18 protein-coding genes are annotated in these 16,414 nt (G+C 56.4%); 10 read left to right on the forward strand and 8 right to left on the reverse strand.

Annotated elements, in window-relative coordinates; translation table 11 throughout:
- Positions 1-293 precede the first annotated feature (293 nt).
- Positions 294-1,895: a Fic family protein gene (locus C7H09_RS10405; protein WP_106762450.1), complete on the forward strand. Its 1,602-nt coding sequence runs from the start codon at positions 294-296 to the stop codon at positions 1,893-1,895.
- Between the two features lie 50 nt (positions 1,896-1,945).
- Here C7H09_RS10405 and C7H09_RS10410 read toward each other — a convergent pair whose 3' ends face one another.
- The 3 genes from C7H09_RS10410 to C7H09_RS10420 all read right to left on the reverse strand — a co-directional run bounded on the left by C7H09_RS10410 (position 1,946) and on the right by C7H09_RS10420 (position 4,120).
- The gene (locus tag C7H09_RS10410) at positions 1,946-2,278 is read right to left on the reverse strand and encodes a tRNA-binding protein (protein ID WP_106762451.1); all 333 of its coding nucleotides are present in this window, start codon (positions 2,276-2,278) and stop codon (positions 1,946-1,948) included.
- A gap of 124 nt (positions 2,279-2,402) precedes the next feature.
- Positions 2,403-3,134, reverse strand: coding sequence for an AraC family transcriptional regulator (locus C7H09_RS10415; RefSeq protein WP_106762452.1), 732 nt, complete (start codon positions 3,132-3,134; stop codon positions 2,403-2,405).
- A gap of 86 nt (positions 3,135-3,220) precedes the next feature.
- The gene (locus tag C7H09_RS10420; protein WP_106762453.1) at positions 3,221-4,120 is read right to left on the reverse strand and encodes a DMT family transporter; all 900 of its coding nucleotides are present in this window, start codon (positions 4,118-4,120) and stop codon (positions 3,221-3,223) included.
- Between the two features lie 125 nt (positions 4,121-4,245).
- Between C7H09_RS10420 and C7H09_RS10425 the strand changes: the two genes are divergently transcribed.
- Positions 4,246-5,085, forward strand: a complete 840-nt coding sequence (locus C7H09_RS10425) for a helix-turn-helix domain-containing protein (protein WP_106762454.1) — start codon at positions 4,246-4,248, stop codon at positions 5,083-5,085.
- A gap of 192 nt (positions 5,086-5,277) precedes the next feature.
- Complete coding sequence (locus tag C7H09_RS10430) at positions 5,278-5,433, forward strand: DMT family transporter (protein WP_106762455.1); 156 nt, start codon at positions 5,278-5,280, stop codon at positions 5,431-5,433.
- A 51-nt stretch (positions 5,434-5,484) separates the two neighbouring features.
- Here C7H09_RS10430 and C7H09_RS10435 read toward each other — a convergent pair whose 3' ends face one another.
- Positions 5,485-5,988 carry a hypothetical protein gene (locus C7H09_RS10435; RefSeq protein ID WP_133166224.1) on the reverse strand — a complete coding sequence of 168 codons (504 nt, stop codon included), beginning with the start codon at positions 5,986-5,988 and terminating at the stop codon, positions 5,485-5,487.
- A gap of 186 nt (positions 5,989-6,174) precedes the next feature.
- Between C7H09_RS10435 and C7H09_RS10440 the strand changes: the two genes are divergently transcribed.
- Entirely contained in the window at positions 6,175-6,768 is a 594-nt protein-coding gene (locus C7H09_RS10440; RefSeq protein ID WP_106762457.1) for a LysE family translocator, read from the forward strand.
- Here C7H09_RS10440 and C7H09_RS10445 read toward each other — a convergent pair.
- Both C7H09_RS10445 and C7H09_RS10450 read right to left on the reverse strand, forming a co-directional pair.
- Positions 6,730-7,587 carry an AraC family transcriptional regulator gene (locus C7H09_RS10445; RefSeq protein WP_106762458.1) on the reverse strand — a complete coding sequence of 286 codons (858 nt, stop codon included), beginning with the start codon at positions 7,585-7,587 and terminating at the stop codon, positions 6,730-6,732. The genes C7H09_RS10440 and C7H09_RS10445 overlap by 39 nt on opposite strands.
- 25 nt (positions 7,588-7,612) lie before the next feature.
- A complete protein-coding gene (locus C7H09_RS10450; protein WP_106762459.1) occupies positions 7,613-7,990 on the reverse strand; it encodes a SirB2 family protein in 378 nt (125 codons plus the stop codon).
- A 123-nt stretch (positions 7,991-8,113) separates the two neighbouring features.
- Here C7H09_RS10450 and C7H09_RS10455 point away from each other — a divergent pair, with 123 nt between their 5' ends.
- The gene (locus C7H09_RS10455; RefSeq protein ID WP_106762460.1) at positions 8,114-9,298 is read left to right on the forward strand and encodes an NnrS family protein; all 1,185 of its coding nucleotides are present in this window, start codon (positions 8,114-8,116) and stop codon (positions 9,296-9,298) included.
- Between the two features lie 84 nt (positions 9,299-9,382).
- Here the strand turns inward: C7H09_RS10455 and C7H09_RS10460 are convergent, their stop codons facing one another.
- Positions 9,383-9,898 (reverse strand): SRPBCC family protein, encoded by a 516-nt coding sequence (locus C7H09_RS10460; protein ID WP_106762461.1) that lies wholly within the window; start codon positions 9,896-9,898, stop codon positions 9,383-9,385.
- Between the two features lie 201 nt (positions 9,899-10,099).
- Between C7H09_RS10460 and fabA the strand changes: the two genes are divergently transcribed.
- Both fabA and fabB read left to right on the forward strand, forming a co-directional pair.
- A complete protein-coding gene (fabA, locus tag C7H09_RS10465) occupies positions 10,100-10,609 on the forward strand; it encodes a bifunctional 3-hydroxydecanoyl-ACP dehydratase/trans-2-decenoyl-ACP isomerase (RefSeq protein WP_106762462.1) in 510 nt (169 codons plus the stop codon).
- Positions 10,610-10,620: 11 nt separating this feature from the next.
- Positions 10,621-11,832, forward strand: coding sequence for a beta-ketoacyl-ACP synthase I (gene fabB / locus C7H09_RS10470; protein ID WP_106762463.1), 1,212 nt, complete (start codon positions 10,621-10,623; stop codon positions 11,830-11,832).
- Here the strand turns inward: fabB and C7H09_RS10475 are convergent, their stop codons facing one another.
- The gene (locus tag C7H09_RS10475; RefSeq protein WP_106762464.1) at positions 11,833-12,189 is read right to left on the reverse strand and encodes a helix-turn-helix domain-containing protein; all 357 of its coding nucleotides are present in this window, start codon (positions 12,187-12,189) and stop codon (positions 11,833-11,835) included. It lies immediately after the preceding gene.
- A gap of 188 nt (positions 12,190-12,377) precedes the next feature.
- On the opposite strand from C7H09_RS10475, the gene trhP reads away from it, so the two are divergent.
- The 3 genes from trhP to sufC all read left to right on the forward strand — a co-directional run bounded on the left by trhP (position 12,378) and on the right by sufC (position 16,414).
- Positions 12,378-13,700: a prephenate-dependent tRNA uridine(34) hydroxylase TrhP gene (gene trhP / locus C7H09_RS10480; protein WP_106762465.1), complete on the forward strand. Its 1,323-nt coding sequence runs from the start codon at positions 12,378-12,380 to the stop codon at positions 13,698-13,700.
- A 252-nt stretch (positions 13,701-13,952) separates the two neighbouring features.
- Positions 13,953-15,401 carry a Fe-S cluster assembly protein SufB gene (sufB, locus tag C7H09_RS10485; protein WP_106762466.1) on the forward strand — a complete coding sequence of 483 codons (1,449 nt, stop codon included), beginning with the start codon at positions 13,953-13,955 and terminating at the stop codon, positions 15,399-15,401.
- Positions 15,402-15,655: 254 nt separating this feature from the next.
- Positions 15,656-16,414 carry a Fe-S cluster assembly ATPase SufC gene (gene sufC / locus C7H09_RS10490; protein WP_106762467.1) on the forward strand — a complete coding sequence of 253 codons (759 nt, stop codon included), beginning with the start codon at positions 15,656-15,658 and terminating at the stop codon, positions 16,412-16,414.

The raw sequence follows: 16,414 nt of genomic DNA on the forward strand, positions 1-16,414 counted from the left end.
GTGCTCCAACAGAAGCAACAACGTAAGCCTCGCTCCTTCGCTCATAGGCGTCGAGGGGACGCGCGCGTGGCGCCGGAGATTCTCTGTTTCATCGGCTTCAGACTGAAGCGCTTCGAAACCCTCACAAATAGAGCTCCACGCAGCAGTTTTTTTCCTTTGGGTTCCGCCTTCTGATCATCGTTTGCGCGAGCTATCAAAGATCATGCGCAATCGAAAATGCGGAATTGCTCTAAACATTAACTGATTTTTCGGTAATATAATTAAATTAGCGGTATTACAGGGAGGCCAGGAAAATGAATGAATGGGTGGGCTACGCGTGGCTGACGAAGACCCTTAATTTACCGGTCACCCAAAAACTTTCAATAGTTAGCCAGATCGGCCGAGATCGAAAGACATCATGTAATGATGGAGTCCGCCATGAGGTATACCGCCCGCAAGCCAAGCCCAACGACACACCGGTTGCCCACCTGGCGTTTGCACTCAAGCATGAGGGGGTGAATCTGGAAGTATTGAGTCGCGTGTTTTCAGTGCTGAATAAACAGCAACTCAATGACTGGATTGCCTCAGAACCGAGCGGTCAGTACGCCCGCAAAGCAGGTTTTCTCTATGAGTGGCTAACAGGTGACCGCCTGGACGCCCCAAGTGTCTCAGGCAACTATCAGCCGATTCTGGATGCTCAAGAAGTCATCGTGGCCACCAATGTGATTAAGAACCGTCGCTGGCGAATCGATGACAACCTTCCAGGAACTCCAGCCTTCTGCCCTGTCATCCGACGCACCGACCTACTGAAGCTGACTGAACACTATGATGTCGCCAAACGCCTGGAAGATATAAAACAAGACTACGGCACCGATATGATAGAAAAGAGCGCAGTATGGCTCACCATCCGGGAATCCAGAGCCAGTTTTGCTATTGAGCATGAAGGTGACCAGAAGAGCAAGATTCACCGGTTTGCGTTGGCCATGGGACGCTATTGCGGGAAAATAGATGCACCCTTGGCTCCCGCAGCGTTGACTGAGCTACAACGGAGCATTCTGGGCACCAGCACCATCCGCCCAGGCCTTCGACAGTCGCCGGTGTTTGTGGGTTCCGGAACGCAGGAAATGGGCACCTATGTACACTACATAGCGCCGGATGCCCGCAATATCGCACCCATGCTGGAAGGCCTCCAAACATTCCTGGAAAGAACACAAGGGGAAAGCCCTATCGTCCGCGCGGCTGTGGCCAGCTTCGGCTTCGTTTTCATCCATCCGCTGGCCGATGGCAATGGTCGGATTTCCCGGTTCCTGATCAACGACACTCTCAGGCGAGACGCGGCGGTACCAGAGCCACTACTGCTTCCGGTATCGTCCACGATCACCAGGTCAACCAATAGCCGAGCCACCTACGACAAAGTTCTTGAGGCCTATTCCAAGCCGATGATGTCCAGGACAGTTAATGACATACATTTTGGGGGCCGAACCCGCTATCCGGATGGCGTGGTGTCGGACTTTGAGTTCACGGGCAGCGATATTCTGCGCCCGAGCTGGCAGTATCCTGATCTCACGCATCAGGCGGAATACCTGTTCCACATCATCCATGAAACAATCGAATACGAGATGCGCTACCAGGTGCAAAGTCACAGTGCCTATATACACGCCCGGGATCGGGTGAAGGACGTGCTCGAAGGGCCAGATGAACACATCGATCGAATCATGAGGTCGGTTGAGCAAAACAATCTGTTGGTCAGCAACAAACTGAAGAAAGACTTCCCTGTGCTGGCGGACGTCGGACTAGCCAAAGACATCACTCAGATTGTCCGCGACTACATCAACAGCAAGCCAGTGCGCGCTCCTTACGAACCGGAGGCGGAAATAGAAGCAATGCCCCCGACTTCCGCCGGCAATGACAAATGACGCGTGAATGGTTAATAGCAGGTCTTTGTAAATGTTTCCGGTGAGTAAGGTCAAAGCAGCCTCCCACCATTTTCAACCGGAAAATCCGGCGTTACCAAGGCCACGCCACCCGCCTCCGTATGCACCCCGGTCACCAGGCATTCCGACACGAAAGGGCCGATTTGCTTGGGAGGAAAATTGGTAACGGCGAGCACCTGCTTGCCTTTAAGCGCTTCCTTGTCGTAGAGCTCGGTAATCTGGGCACTGGATTTACGAACACCAATCTCGGGGCCGAAATCCACTTTCAACTTGTAGGCGGGTTTTCGTGCTTCAGGGAAATCTTCTACCTCAATGATCGTGCCGATCCGTAGCTCTACCTTTTCAAAGTCATCCCAACGAATCATATTTTCACTCCTAAGCAACAAAGATCGATCAATAGACAGTTTCAGGCTCGGGCTGCCAGTTATGGTTTTCGAACCTGCAGTTTATAAACCCAGAGGGCAAGGAAGCTTTCGGATTACGGCAGCATTATTTCGATTTTCGGCGAAAATAACCGGGTGGTTTGCCGAAGTGGCGGGAAAAGCGATCACTGAAAGACGACAGTGAGCTGTAACCCACGGCGTCAGCAATACGCTGGATATCAAGGTCTGACTGTTCCAGTAAACGCCATGACTCCTGCATACGCAGCTCAGTCAGATAATGGTGTGGTGTCATGCCCATCTGCTTACGAAACAACTCGTAGAGCTGGCGAACGCTCAGGTGGGCGACAGTCGCGAGATCAGCAGCAATAATTTTCTGGTGGAAGTTGTCGTCAATGAATTGCTTTGCCGCAGATACCCGCCGATCCAGGTTCAGTTTGTCGCCGTGGCGCTCCTGCAGAAGCTGAATCAATAGCAGCAACATCTGGTGCTCTGTGTGAGATGAGCCGTCCCCGATTACCAGTTGCGAGTGCAGAAACCGAACGTAATGCAACAAAGCCGAATCCAGCTCAACAAAAAAAGGAAGCCGATCCAGTGCCGGGGCCAGGGCCTCTGGCAAATCCGCCACCAGAAACTGATTTACCTCCGTTGCAAAATACCCGTGATCCCTGCCGGAGGGGATAACAGCAGCCCGGCTTCGCTCGACAGCGCCCTCGGTTTTGTTGACAGACAGAGACAGCTTACCCAGCAAGGGCAACACCAGTTGGTGATGGCCATGAGTATGTTGTTTTCCCTCGTTATCATAACTTCGCAGGTGAAGGTTTACGCCGGACGATGTCATACACGGAGTATATTCGAATGTCTGTGTGTGCAGGAGCCACTTGCTATACGCCAGCAACCATACCTTTAAAATTGACAGCCTGGACTCTACTGGCGAACGCTGCTTTCGTAAATAACCTTGCTCGTTCTCGGTTGCCAGAACATGATCACGTTTCCCGTGATAGTCAAACTCACTCCAATCATCGCCAGTGGTGTCCAGCTGTAGCCTTCGAACACCGTTGAGATGGCCAGAGCGACGATCGGAAACAACACGGTGGCATAACCCGCCCGGGCCGAGCCGATTCGGGCCGCTAATACAAGATAAGCGGTAAAACCAGCAACAGACCCAATAACCGCAAGGTAAACCAACGCCAACCAGTAGGCCGGGGTGGTTGAGAGAACCAGCGGCTGGCCACTCACAAGAATTATAGTCAACAACGCAAGCGCGCCAATACCCATGCCCCAACCATTGGCAGTGACAGGTGTGATCCCCAAGGCACTGTTTTTCCGGGAGGCCATAGTCCCAAAAGAGAACATCAGCGTGCCAAGCACAGCCCAGCCAATTCCCTGAAGCACGCCAAGGTGATGACTGGCGAATAGGTCGCGCCAGAAAACCAGTAGCAGGCCTGCCGTTCCTACGCTGCCGGCAAGAATGGTTCGCGCTGTAATTTGATCGCCAAAGAATAGCCGAGCGTTGACTGCATTGAAGATCGATGCCAGCGAGAAAACGATCGAAACCAACCCTGACGGGATCAGCGCAGACGCTTTATAAAGACCGACGAAATTGAAGCAGAACAAACAAAGTGCCTGGATAACCACGAACCGCCAGAAGGCCGGGCGCTTGAGCCGTCGCATCATCACCAGCCCGGCCAGCATGATCAGACCGGCCAGGGCGAAGCGGAAAAAGATGGACACGATTATCGGAACCTCACTGATCTGGGCCGCAATAGCAATCCAGGTGGTTCCCCATATAAGAACGGTAGTAGTGAACAGGGTTATATTGTTCATGGCAGGCCTTCAACTTTCCCTTGATGGCACTACGTTAAGTGTTTTCCCCTGTCAGGTTTTGCACATTCTTGCGGTGTTTTTTTTCGAATTAACCAGGGGCGATCATGCTTTGGTAAGCTTGAGTCATGTCGCAAACTGTTGAACACTTCCTTGGCCGCTCCAACGCCGAAAACCTTGCCACCAGCTTGGATCTGGGCGCAGGTTGCAGTGTCGCAATCTGGGAAAACCAGAATGACCACGTGCGATACGAAGCGCCGAACAATCATACTTTCAGTCTTTACCTGAAGGGTGGAACCGGAACCCGCCGTCTCGATGCTGGTGGAATATCCGGCTGGCCTGGCGCCGTGTGCGTCATGCCTGCGGGACAAAGCTCGGAGTGGGAAATAACCCAACCGTTCCGCTTCGTTCACCTGTACCTTTCCGATACAAGGCTGCGCAGCCAATTTTCGGAAGCCCACGACTGCGACGCTCGCCTTCTTGACCTTGTTGAGACCAACTTTGCAAACAAGCCAGATCTTGCGCTACCGCTGGCAGAATTGGCTCGCGCCGTGTTTTCGCAGAATACACTTCAGGCAGACAGCGCCATGGCTGATCTGGTGGGAGCCCTTCCCGGGCGGCAAATGCGCGTTCTTGGAGGGCTTGCCCCTCATATTCTGCGGAGAGTGGACGACTATATTGAAGCTTATATCGCGGCGCCAATTCACCTCAATGACCTTGCCTCACTGGCGAATATGTCCGGATTCCACTTCCACCGCATGTTCCGTCTGGTGCGCGGGTGCCCGCCGCACAGTTGGGTTACCATGCGGCGGGTCTGCCGCGCCAGGGAACGTCTATGCTCTGATACACCGATTGCAGACATTGCGGTCAATTGCGGCTTTTCCAGCCAGAGCCATCTTACCCGCGTTTTTCGAGCGCAGACTGGTCGAACGCCCGCACAATTTCGCAGGCTTGCTCATGACATTTGATATTTCTCAGGCGAGCGAAGCGTCTTTCCTGGCCGGAGCGGCGTAATCTTCCCGTTTACTATTACCTACGGAAACAGGCGCCAAGGCCGAACATTCCTCCGGCGAATAACCGTTTATAAATAATCGAATTTCTCGAAATAAAAGTACGGTGTGATACAAATCCGCACCATTCTTGAAAAGCCGAGAGGCTCCATGAAATCATCGTTCCCGTTATTAGCCTCCTCCTTGATTGTCCAGGCCTTGCTGGCGGGGGCGGTTGTCCCGTTCCAGGCTGCCAGCAATGCGCTGTTGGGCCGTACCTTAGGGCATCCGCTCTGGGGGAGCAGGACTTCTCTAATGAAGTGGTGAAGCCTGCTTTGTATCATTCATGATTGTTCCTTTCATCGGTTAGTGAATGGATCAGGTGATCCCGACCGAGCGTCGCGTGACACGACCCAGGGCCAGGGTGAGTCCGGCTGCCCCGATCACGAGTAACAGAGCGGGGACACCGTAAAGCAATACGGGACTAGACGGTGCAAGCACGGTGGCGACTGGCGAGGCTACGCTTGCTCCCACAAATAATGTGAAGGTGTAGAGTGAAAGCGTCAGGCCCCGATTGGAGTCAGACGCGGCGCCGGACAGAGTAATGATGAGCCCCGGCACCGCGAGGCCTACACCGCCAGAAACCAGCCCTGCCCCTGGCAGGGTCAGAGCGCTACCGAACCCCGATAACGCAAGCCCGGCAGCGCACAGCAACAGCCCGGCTCGTGCCGTCGCAGGCGCCCCAATGCGGTGGCTAATGGGTGCCGCCAAAAGGCAAAGAGCGAGCGGCGGCAGACCCACAAGGCGAACAACCTGCGGATCAAAACCACCACCGGTACCCATCGCCGTCCCAGCCTGGAAGATCACAAACCCGAACAACACGGTTAGCGCCGCGCCCCAACCAGCAACAATCAATGGATTGCTGAAAAGACCGTCGCTCGGCCCTTATCCCGGATTGGCCCGCGCCGCTGTGGGCGACCCACCGAACCAACCACCTCAATTTTGTTCAATACCAGAGCGAACTCTCGGGCCAGACTCTGCAAACCAAACAAGCGGAGCGCATCACCCATGAACCTTTCTCTGATTTTACCCATGTCTGCCTTTGCCCTGGCGGCCTCCATATCCCCAGGGCCAGTCAACCTGGTGTGCCTGAGCAGCGGCACTCGTTACCCTGCCTCTCAGGGACTGGTGTTTGTCACCGGTGCCACCCTGGGGTTCGTTGCGCTGTTTATGGCTGTAGGGCTGGGGCTATACTCGCTGCTGATCATGCTGCCCATCGTCGAGGTGCTGCTGCGATGGGGAGGCATTGCCTTTTTGCTCTACCTGAGTGTCAAGCTGGCTATGGACAGCGGCCACTTACCGGAAAACCGTTCTGACAAAGCACCCGGTTTTGGCACGGGCGCGCTCATGCAATGGCTTAACCCCAAAGCGTGGTTAGCTTCGGCGTCTGGCATCGGTGCCTACACCAGCGCAAATGACCTGCAACACATTACGCTGTTCGCTCTGCTGTATCTGCCCATCTGCTGGCTGTCGCTGGCCTGCTGGGTCTATGCCGGAGCTTTCTTGCGCCGCCATGTCCAGCAACCTGCGGTATTGGTTACCGTCAACCGGACATTGGCTTTGTTACTGGCGCTCAGTTGCCTGTATCTCATTAGCGGATGAGATACACCGATATTGCTTGGGCGTTGCCGCCATCAGTCGCTTGAACGTGCGCTGGAAGTGTGGCTGATCGGCAAACCCGGCGTTAACTGCTGCGTCGGCAATGGGAGCGCCATTTGCCAATTCACGACGCCCAAGTTGAATGCGCCGGTTCACCAGGTAGGCGTGGGGCGTAAGGCCAAAATACTGCCTGAATGCGCGAATCAGATGGCCCGCGCTGTAACCCGATATTTCACAAAGCATATCCAGCGAGAGATCGTCTGCCGCGTGCTCATCCAGGTAACTGGCCAGCGCCTCCAGTACCGGAGGCGCCTTGGGCTGCCGGGCCTGGGGCTGCCCTGCCAGTTCGTGCATCAGATCCGACAGAAACTCAACTACCGCAGTCTGTTTTTCAAGAAGACCAGATTGCGGCTCAAGCAGGCACCTCGCCAATTCACAGTAGCGCTCATACCATATAGGGTCTGACACGGTGGCCGTAGAAATGTCCTGCCATTGCGGGCCCGGCAACAAACCAGCCCCATGGCGGAGAGCCGCCAGCCAGGGGGTATCCACATACAGCATCAGATAGCCCCAGGGCTGATTATCGATGGGATTGCAGGCGTGAACCCACTCCGGGTTTATCAATACCAGATCGCCTGCCCGCACCCGGTAATGATCCTGTCGATACTGGAAAGTGCTTTCGCCGCCGGTAATCGCGCCTATCGACCATTGGGTATGGCTATGGGGCGCGTAACAGACCTGGCGCCCATCACCTACCTGGCGCAACTCAACATAAGGCAAGCGGTGGTCTCGCCAAAAAATCGGCGTACCTGGGGTGCTCACATTGAATCCTCTATCAAGCTCTTGTTTAGAACAGAGCCGGTTTGGCCATGGCCAGGTGTAGGATCGCGCTCACCTGCACCAGCGCCAGTACCGCCGCAGTAATACGCACCGGTTTGCCGAACGCAGGTTTAAGAGCAAACACGCCAGCCACGATGTAGCCGAACAGCAATACAATCTTGGCAATCAGCCAGCCCGGCATGGCCGAGGCGTAACCGGCCACAAACACCAGAGAAATGGCCGCCACCAGCAGCACGGTGTCGTTGATATGAGGGATGAAGCGCAGGGGCGTCTGGCGCCAGCCCGGGCGCCCCACAGCGTCCAGCAGCAAGCGCAGTGCGAACAGGGCGATAGTCAGGTAGGCTGTGGTCATGTGCAGATGCTTCAGAATCGTGTAAGACGTCATGAAAATTCCTTTGCCAACATTGGGTTTGACGCCATTGTACGCAAACTACCCCCAAGCAGGTATGGTTAATGGCGGCACGGCGTTATAACATATACCTTAAATATATGTATCTTGGAGACTTCTATGCAGGCCATCCCGACAGCTCCTGACAAGGCCTCTGCCAGTATCAGCCAGCTCTTTTCCTACCCTTTCCGAATCTTTTTCCTGTCCATGACGGTGCTGGCCATTGTTGCCGTGCCACTGTGGATTTTAGAAGTCACCGGGGTTGTGCAACTGCCCCTTGCCCTGCCTGCCCTGTTCTGGCACCAGCATGAAATGCTGTTCGGATTCCTGACTGCCGCCATCGCGGGTTTTTTGCTGACCGCCGTGTGTGTCTGGACGCAGACCAACCGAACCCATGGCCCGCTACTGGTCGGTCTCTGGGGGGTATGGCTTGCGGGCCGCCTGCTGCTGGCCTTTGGTGGCAACCTGCCGGAGTGGCTGGTTCAAGGCGTGAACCTGGCCTTCCTGCCCCTGATCATGATTGATGCAGGCTGGCGGGTCTGGAAAGCAGGCCAGAAGCGGCAAATCATGATTCTGGTGGTGCTGGGGCTGTTGTGGCTGATGCAGATCGGTTTTGTAACCCGCCTCGACATGACCTTCAGCTATGGCGCACTGATTATGGCCATGGCCCTGATCAGCATCATTGGCGGGCGCATCACACCCGCCTTTACGGCAGGCTGGCTGCGCCAGCGCGGCGGTAATGCCGAGGCGGTGAAAATGGTACCTGCGCTGGATATGGCCACCCTGTTCTGCATGATCCTGCTGCTGGCGTCTCTGGTCACCGGCTGGAAAATGGTGACGGCAGCATTGGCGGTGGTTGCCGCTGTCTTGATGCTGGTTCGCCTGGTTAACTGGAAAGGCTGGCTGGCTCGCAAAGAACCCCTGCTTTGGGTTCTGCATCTGTCCATTCTCTGGGTGCCGGTAGCGCTGATCCTGCTGGCAGGTTCTCTGGTGGCCGACTGGCCAAGCAACGCCTGGAGCCACGCCGCTGGCGCCGGTGCCATTGGCTGTCTGATTCTGGGTGTTATCGCCCGGGTGGCGCTGGGCCATACCGGCCGCCCACTGGTGCTGCCCCGCGGCATGGTACTGGCCTTTGTGGCCTTACAGCTGGCTGCCGTCATCCGGGTACTGACCGCGTTCAGCCTGATCCCCTGGCACCCGGGCATTGGCACCAGCACACTGCTTTGGATTCTGGCCTATGGTGTGTTCCTGGTGCGCTACACCGGCATTCTGGCCAGCCCACGCCCCGATGGTCGGGAAGGCTGAGCAAGACGGAAAACTGGCTATGAAAAAGCCCGGGGATTCCCGGGCTTTTTTTTGATTTTGGCCTTCTGAGTCAGCCTGAATTGCTCAGGCCGCCAGACTTTCTTTCAACACCTGCTCGAAATGCTTTCGCGCCAAACGAAAGCGATCTGCCGGAAAGTGAATACTTACACCCTCAAGCGCCGCCATCAGCATCTCCAGGTGCGCATCCCATCCGGCGCAGGCAATGGGCACCAGCTCGTCATCAGGCAGCAGCAAGGTCAGTGACAGGCGGGTACCGGCACCTTCGGGCTCCAGCGCCCAGGTAAGCGGCCGCTCCGGTGAATCTCCGGAACTCCAGGAATAAGCCAGCAGGCGGCCGGGCTGGCAGGCGGTAATCGTGCAGTCAATGGGCGTGCCGCTATTCCCGAAGTCGAGCTGTACCCGGCCACCTTTGCGGGCATCAAGAAAGCCCGGTGCCAGCCAGCGGGCCAGATGCACAGAATCGGTCAGCATGGCCCAAACAGTTTCCGGTGCATGATCAATTAACCTCTCAAGGCGCACCTCTACGCGGCCATCTTCAACATCAACCTGCCCTTCAATCACCATCTGATCCACGGACATAGTTCCTCCCCGCCAGGTTCATTTCACCAACCGGGAATGCTAACGGGCCCGCACCAGAACCGCCTTGATGCCCATCAAAGCTGATGCCCGACAGCCTTTTCGAAGCGTCACAAGGGCAATTATCCACTAAAGGTCAATAGCCGTTCACGAAACAAACGCTAAAGTATATGAATCGATTACAAAGCAGAGAATAGTGGCAACATGTACCCTGATCACTTTGATAAAGAAGACCTGATCCGCTGCGGGCACGGTGAATTATTCCCCGGCGCCATGCGTCTGCCCATTGATGAAATGCTGATGGTAGACCGCATTACCCACATCGCCGGAGACGACGGCGAATTCGGTAAGGGCAGCCTGGTTGCAGAACTCGACATCAACCCAGACCTCTGGTTCTTCAAAGTGCATTTTCAGAGTGACCCGGTGATGCCGGGTTGCCTTGGGCTGGATGCCATGTGGCAACTGGTCGGTTTCTTTCTGGCCTGGAGTGGTGGCGAAGGCAAAGGCCGCGCCCTGGGTGCCGGCGAAGTGAAATTCTTCGGCCAGGTACTGCCGGACAATAAAAAAGTGACCTACCGCCTGGACATCAAGCGGATGATTCGCCGCAAACTCACCATGGCCATTGCCGATGCCCGGATGGAAGTGGACGGGCGTGAAATCTATACCGCCAAAGACCTGCGGGTCGGCCTGTTCACATCGACTGACGATTTTTAGGAGCTAACACGATGCGTCGCGTTGTAGTTACCGGCATGGGGATTGTCTCCAGCCTTGGAACCAACCAGAAAGAAGTTGCCCAGTCCCTGCGCGAGTCCCGCTCTGGCATCGCCTTCAGCGAGGAAGCCCGGGACAACGGCCTGCGCAGTCACGTTGCCGGCAAAATCGACCTGAACCTGTCGGAACTGATTGACCGGAAAATCCTGCGCTTCATGTGCCCGGCGGCGGGCTACAGCTATCTGGCGGCCAAAGAAGCCATTGACCAGGCCGGGCTGAGCGACGAACAACTGCGCGCCAACAGCACCGGCGCCGTGTTCGGCACCGGCGGCGCTTCCACCGTGGAACTGCTCGACGCCATCGACACCCATCGCGACCGCGGTTTGCGCCGGGTTGGCCCGTACCGGGTGCCGCGCACCATGGGCAGCGCCATCAACGCCTCGATCACCACCGCGTTTGGCATTACCGGAATCAACTACGGCATTACCTCTGCCTGTGCCACCAGCGCCCACTGCATCGGCCATGCTGCCGACCAGATTGCCCTGGGCCGCCAGGATGTGATGCTGGCCGGTGGTGGCGAGGACATCCACTGGACACTGAGCCTGATGTTCGACGCCATGGGAGCGCTGTCTACCAAATACAACGACACCCCGGAAAAGGCCTCACGCACCTATGATGCCGACCGTGACGGCTTCGTCATCTCCGGCGGCGGCGGGGCTCTGGTGCTGGAAGCCCTGGAACATGCAGAAGCCCGCGGCGCCACCATCCTGGCAGAACTGGTCGGCTTTGGCGCCACTTCTGACGGCGCCGACATGGTTGCCCCCAGCGGTGAAGGCGCTATCCGCTGCATGCAGCAGGCCATGGCCAACCTCGACGGTGAGATTGCCTACATCAACACCCACGGAACCAGCACACCGGCTGGCGATGTTACCGAACTGAAAGCCATCAAGCAGACCTTTGGCGACAAAATCCCGCCACTAAGCTCCACCAAGCCTCTGTGCGGCCATGCACTGGGCGCGGCAGGTGTGCACGAGGCCATCTACAGCCTGATCATGCAGCGCGAGGGCTTCATTGCGCCTTCGGCTAACATCGATAACCTGGATGAAGGCGCCGAAGGTTACCCGATTGTGCGCGAGCGCCAGGACAACCAGAATCTGGATCTAGTGATGAGCAACAGCTTCGGCTTTGGCGGCACCAACGCCTCCCTGGTCTTCAAGAAAGTCTGATCAGGATAGGCGAAGCGAACGGTATTCAGCTGGCGGCGTTCCCATCCAGCGCTTGAACGCCCGGCTGAATGCGCTCAATTCCGAAAATCCGAGCTGCTCGGCAATCTCCACCAGCGGCTTGGATTTATCTTTCATGTAGGTCAACGCCTGCTCCCGGCGCACCTGCTCCAGCAATGCCGCAAAGGTCAAACCTTCCTTGCGCAATTTCTTGTGCAACGTGTACCGGCTCATATTCAACTGGCCAGCCACGGTTTCCACACCAACCTTACCCCGCTCCAACTGCAAACGAATCAGCTTGCTGACCTTGGTGCTCATGGAACGCTTTGATTCTTCAGGCTTCAGCCGCTCTGATGCCATGTAGGTGTCTCCTGTCATTCCGTTAGACTCCACTCTCTCAACCCTCTCAGCGTACACATGTTAGCTGAAACAGATCAATACGACCTTTGAGCGAGATCAATGGCAACCCCATCTGATTAAAGCATAATCGCTAAACGCCAGAATGCCCCATCTGCATCCATTCGTTTTTGCTATCTCCCGGAGAAACCATGATCACCCCGGAACTGCTTGCCCCTGCTGGCACCCCAGACCACCTGGAAACCGCCTTCGCCTACGGCGCCGACGCCGTTTATGCCGGCCAGCCCCGCTATTCACTGAGAGTAAGAAACAACAGTTTCAAAGATGTGTCTGCCCTGGGCGCAGGCATTGCCCGGGCCCACGAGCTGGGCAAGCAGTTTTACCTGGTCTCCAACATCGCGCCCCATAACAACAAGGTGCGCAGCTACCTCCGGGATCTGGAACCGGTGATCGAACACAAACCCGACGCCCTGATCATGTCCGACCCAGGGCTGATCATGCTGGTGCGGGAAAAATGGCCTGACCAGCCCATCCACCTTTCGGTGCAGGCCAACGCTGTTAACTGGGCCACCGTGGAATTCTGGCGCCGACAAGGCATCAGCCGGGTGATCCTGTCCCGGGAGCTGGCACTGAACGAAATTCGCGAAATCCGCGAACACGTCCCCGGCATGGAGCTGGAAGTGTTCGTACACGGCGCGTTGTGCATGGCCTACTCCGGCCGCTGCCTGCTGTCTGGCTATATGAACCACCGCGACGCCAACCAGGGCGCCTGCACCAACGCCTGCCGCTGGAACTACAAGGAAGTCCAACACAGCCACGACCAGACCGGCGATTTGATCGCCAGCTCCGCCGACCCGGTTGAAACCTTCGAGCCAAAGGAAATCCTGCTGGAAGAGCCCAACCGTCCAGGCAGCTTTATCCCCGCTTACGAGGACGAACACGGCACCTACATCATGAACTCCAAAGACCTGCGGGCGGTGCAGCATGTGGCCGAACTGGTCAAGATGGGCGTGCACTCTCTTAAAATAGAAGGCCGCACCAAGAGCACCTATTACGTCGCCCGCACCACCCAGGTGTACCGCAAAGCCATCGACGACGCCGTCGCGGGCAAGCCCTTCAACATGGACATGATGAACGAACTCGAAGCCCTGTCGAACCGGGGCTACACCGAAGGCTTCCTGCGCCGCCACGTACCTCAGGAATACCAGACCTACGAACAGGGCTCTTCCTTCCTCGGCACCCAGCAAGTCGTCGGCACCATCACCGATGCGGACGACCGCTGGCTCACCATCGACGTCAAAAACAAATTTGCCCCCGGCGACCAACTCGAACTCATCACCCCAGCCGGAAACCTGCGCTTCTCTGCAAACACCATGGAAAACCGCCACGGTGAAGCCATGGCGTACGCGCCGGGCAGTGGCCACATCGTCAGAATCCCGAAACCCGCCAACTTGCCAGAAAAGCTGGACTTCACCTACCTGACAAAGGTTTTCCCGGAAAACAGCGCTTCCTGAAAAAGGCTCCGAATAACCTTCCAATATCCAACAGCAAACCAAACTCTATTCCTGTAATAGCGGCACCCTTGGTGCCGCAAAGGCCAACTAAGGTATAATCCCTACTCAACCGATTTAATACCTGACTATTTTACTCTGGTATTGTATAATCGCTCGCCAGAAGCAACGGGAAAACAGGCAAAACCTGTCCCGCCACACAGAACCCGATTGCAGGGCACGCGCCCTCGATGAGAGAAATACGGAGCGACGATCATGGCGACCACCGACAACGAGGTGAAAGAGCTGATCAAACGGGAGTACGAGCACGGTTTCGTGACCGAAATCGAATCCGAAACCTTCGAACCCGGCCTGAACGAAGACGTCATAGCCCGACTTTCTGCAATCAAGAAAGAACCGGAATGGATGCTGGAGTGGCGCCTGAAAGCTTACCGTCGCTGGCTGGAAATGGACGAGCCCGACTGGGCCCACGTTGGCTACCCGAAAGTCGATTACAACTCGATCTCCTACTATTCGGCACCCAAGCGCAAAGAAGACATGCCCCAGAGCCTTGACGAAGTCGATCCAGAGCTGCTGAAAACTTACGAAAAGCTGGGCATCCCTCTGCACGAGCGCGAAAAACTGGCGGGCGTGGCCGTTGATGCCGTGTTCGACTCGGTCTCCGTTGCCACCACTTTTAAAGAGCCCCTGGCCAAAGCGGGCGTGATCTTCTGCTCCATTTCAGAAGCCGTTCACGACTACCCGGAACTGGTCAAAAAATATCTGGGCACCGTGGTACCCCAGGGCGACAACTTCTTCGCAGCCCTCAACTCGGCGGTCTTCTCCGACGGCACCTTCGTCTACATCCCCAAGGGTGTGCGTTGCCCCATGGAGCTGTCGACTTACTTCCGTATTAACGCCGCCAACACCGGCCAGTTCGAGCGCACCCTGATCATCGCGGAAGAAGGCAGCTACGTCAGTTACCTGGAAGGCTGCACGGCCCCCATGCGGGACGAAAACCAGCTGCACGCGGCGGTGGTTGAACTGGTAGCGCTGGACGATGCCCAGATCAAATACTCCACGGTGCAGAACTGGTACCCGGGCGATGAAGAAGGCAAAGGCGGCATCTACAACTTTGTCACCAAGCGCGGCGCCTGCATCGGCAAGAACTCCAAGATCTCCTGGACGCAGGTAGAGACCGGATCTGCCGTCACCTGGAAATACCCGAGCTGCGTATTACGTGGTGATAACAGCGTTGGCGAGTTCTACTCGGTGGCACTGACCCACAACTTCCAGCAGGCCGATACCGGCACCAAGATGATCCACCTGGGCAAAAACACCACCAGCACCATCATCTCCAAGGGCATCTCGGCTGGCAAAAGCTCCAACGCCTACCGTGGCCTGGTGAAATTCGGCCCCGGTGCCGAAGGTGCGCGCAACTTTACCCAGTGCGATTCGCTGCTGATCGGCGACCGCTGCGGCGCCCACACCTTCCCGTACATCGAGAGCAAGAACAAGTCCGCCATCGTGGAGCACGAGGCCACCACCTCCAAAGTCAGCGACGAGCAGATGTTCCTCTGCCGCCAGCGTGGCATTGACCCGGAGCAGGCCGTGTCCATGATCGTGAACGGCTTTTGCAAAGAGGTATTCAAGGAGTTGCCGATGGAATTTGCTGTTGAAGCTGGCAAGCTGCTGGAAGTCAGCCTTGAAGGGTCGGTTGGTTAAACAGTTTGCCCCGCTGGCCTCGGAGGAGGTCAGCAAGTGGGGAGGTTTCGCCGATTGTTTTGGACGGCAAATATAAAAGTATCGCGGAAGCCATCGGGCAGGCCCTTCCGGGATCGTCAAAATCAGGGATGATTTTGTCGAGCGTACATGGACGTATTTACAGCGTATCCCGGAAGGGCCTGCCCGATGGCTGACTCACTCCAACACTGGAGCGGGCAAAAGAATTTAGTCGGTTAAAAGAGAGAAGCGTACAAATGCTGAGTATCAAAAACCTGCACGCATCCGTTGAGGACAAAGAAATCCTCAAAGGCATCAACCTGGAAATCAAACCAGGGGAAGTTCACGCCATCATGGGCCCGAACGGCTCAGGCAAGAGTACCCTGTCACAGGTTCTGGCAGGCAACGAAGCATTTGAAGTCACCAGCGGTGAAGTCACCCTGAACGGCGAAAACCTGCTTGATCAGGAAACCGAAGAACGCGCACGCAATGGCGTATTTCTGGCGTTCCAGTACCCGGTGGAAATCCCCGGCGTCAGCAACCTGCAGTTCCTGCGCACCGCCGTCAACGCCATGCGCAAGCACAAAGGCGAGGAAGACATGAACGCCGCCGAGTTCATGAAACTGGCCAAAGAAGTGTCCAAACAGGTCGACCTCGACCCGGCCTTCCTCAAGCGTGGCGTAAACGAAGGCTTCTCCGGCGGCGAGAAAAAGCGTAACGAAATCATGCAGGCATTGCTGCTGCAGCCAAAACTGGCGATTCTTGACGAAACCGACTCAGGCCTCGACATCGATGCCCTGAAAGTGGTGTCTGATGGCGTTAACGCCCTGCGCTCCGAAGACCGCGCCATTCTGATGGTGACCCATTACCAGCGCCTGCTGAACCACATTGTGCCGGACTACGTTCACGTACTGGCCGGTGGCCGCATCATCAAATCCGGTGGCCGCGAGCTGGCCCTGGAGCTGGAAGAAAAAGGTTATGGCTGGCTGGGCATCAAAGACGAAGCCAGCAACTGA

This window comes from Marinobacter fuscus, assembly GCF_003007675.1.
Classification (GTDB): Bacteria; Pseudomonadota; Gammaproteobacteria; order Pseudomonadales; family Oleiphilaceae; genus Marinobacter; species Marinobacter fuscus.

Excerpts from the sequence above, each read along its gene's own strand:
- C7H09_RS10405 (WP_106762450.1), top strand. The coding sequence starts at position 294 with ATGAATGAATGGGTGGGCTACGCGTGGCTGACGAAGACCCTTAATTTA.
- C7H09_RS10410 (WP_106762451.1), bottom strand. The coding sequence starts at position 2,278 with ATGATTCGTTGGGATGACTTTGAAAAGGTAGAGCTACGGATCGGCACG.
- C7H09_RS10415 (WP_106762452.1), bottom strand. The coding sequence starts at position 3,134 with ATGACATCGTCCGGCGTAAACCTTCACCTGCGAAGTTATGATAACGAG.
- C7H09_RS10420 (WP_106762453.1), bottom strand. The coding sequence starts at position 4,120 with ATGAACAATATAACCCTGTTCACTACTACCGTTCTTATATGGGGAACC.
- C7H09_RS10425 (WP_106762454.1), top strand. The coding sequence starts at position 4,246 with ATGTCGCAAACTGTTGAACACTTCCTTGGCCGCTCCAACGCCGAAAAC.
- C7H09_RS10430 (WP_106762455.1), top strand. The coding sequence starts at position 5,278 with ATGAAATCATCGTTCCCGTTATTAGCCTCCTCCTTGATTGTCCAGGCC.
- C7H09_RS10440 (WP_106762457.1), top strand. The coding sequence starts at position 6,175 with ATGAACCTTTCTCTGATTTTACCCATGTCTGCCTTTGCCCTGGCGGCC.
- C7H09_RS10450 (WP_106762459.1), bottom strand. The coding sequence starts at position 7,990 with ATGACGTCTTACACGATTCTGAAGCATCTGCACATGACCACAGCCTAC.
- C7H09_RS10455 (WP_106762460.1), top strand. The coding sequence starts at position 8,114 with ATGCAGGCCATCCCGACAGCTCCTGACAAGGCCTCTGCCAGTATCAGC.
- C7H09_RS10460 (WP_106762461.1), bottom strand. The coding sequence starts at position 9,898 with ATGTCCGTGGATCAGATGGTGATTGAAGGGCAGGTTGATGTTGAAGAT.
- fabA (WP_106762462.1), top strand. The coding sequence starts at position 10,100 with ATGTACCCTGATCACTTTGATAAAGAAGACCTGATCCGCTGCGGGCAC.
- fabB (WP_106762463.1), top strand. The coding sequence starts at position 10,621 with ATGCGTCGCGTTGTAGTTACCGGCATGGGGATTGTCTCCAGCCTTGGA.
- C7H09_RS10475 (WP_106762464.1), bottom strand. The coding sequence starts at position 12,189 with ATGGCATCAGAGCGGCTGAAGCCTGAAGAATCAAAGCGTTCCATGAGC.
- trhP (WP_106762465.1), top strand. The coding sequence starts at position 12,378 with ATGATCACCCCGGAACTGCTTGCCCCTGCTGGCACCCCAGACCACCTG.
- sufB (WP_106762466.1), top strand. The coding sequence starts at position 13,953 with ATGGCGACCACCGACAACGAGGTGAAAGAGCTGATCAAACGGGAGTAC.
- sufC (WP_106762467.1), top strand. The coding sequence starts at position 15,656 with ATGCTGAGTATCAAAAACCTGCACGCATCCGTTGAGGACAAAGAAATC.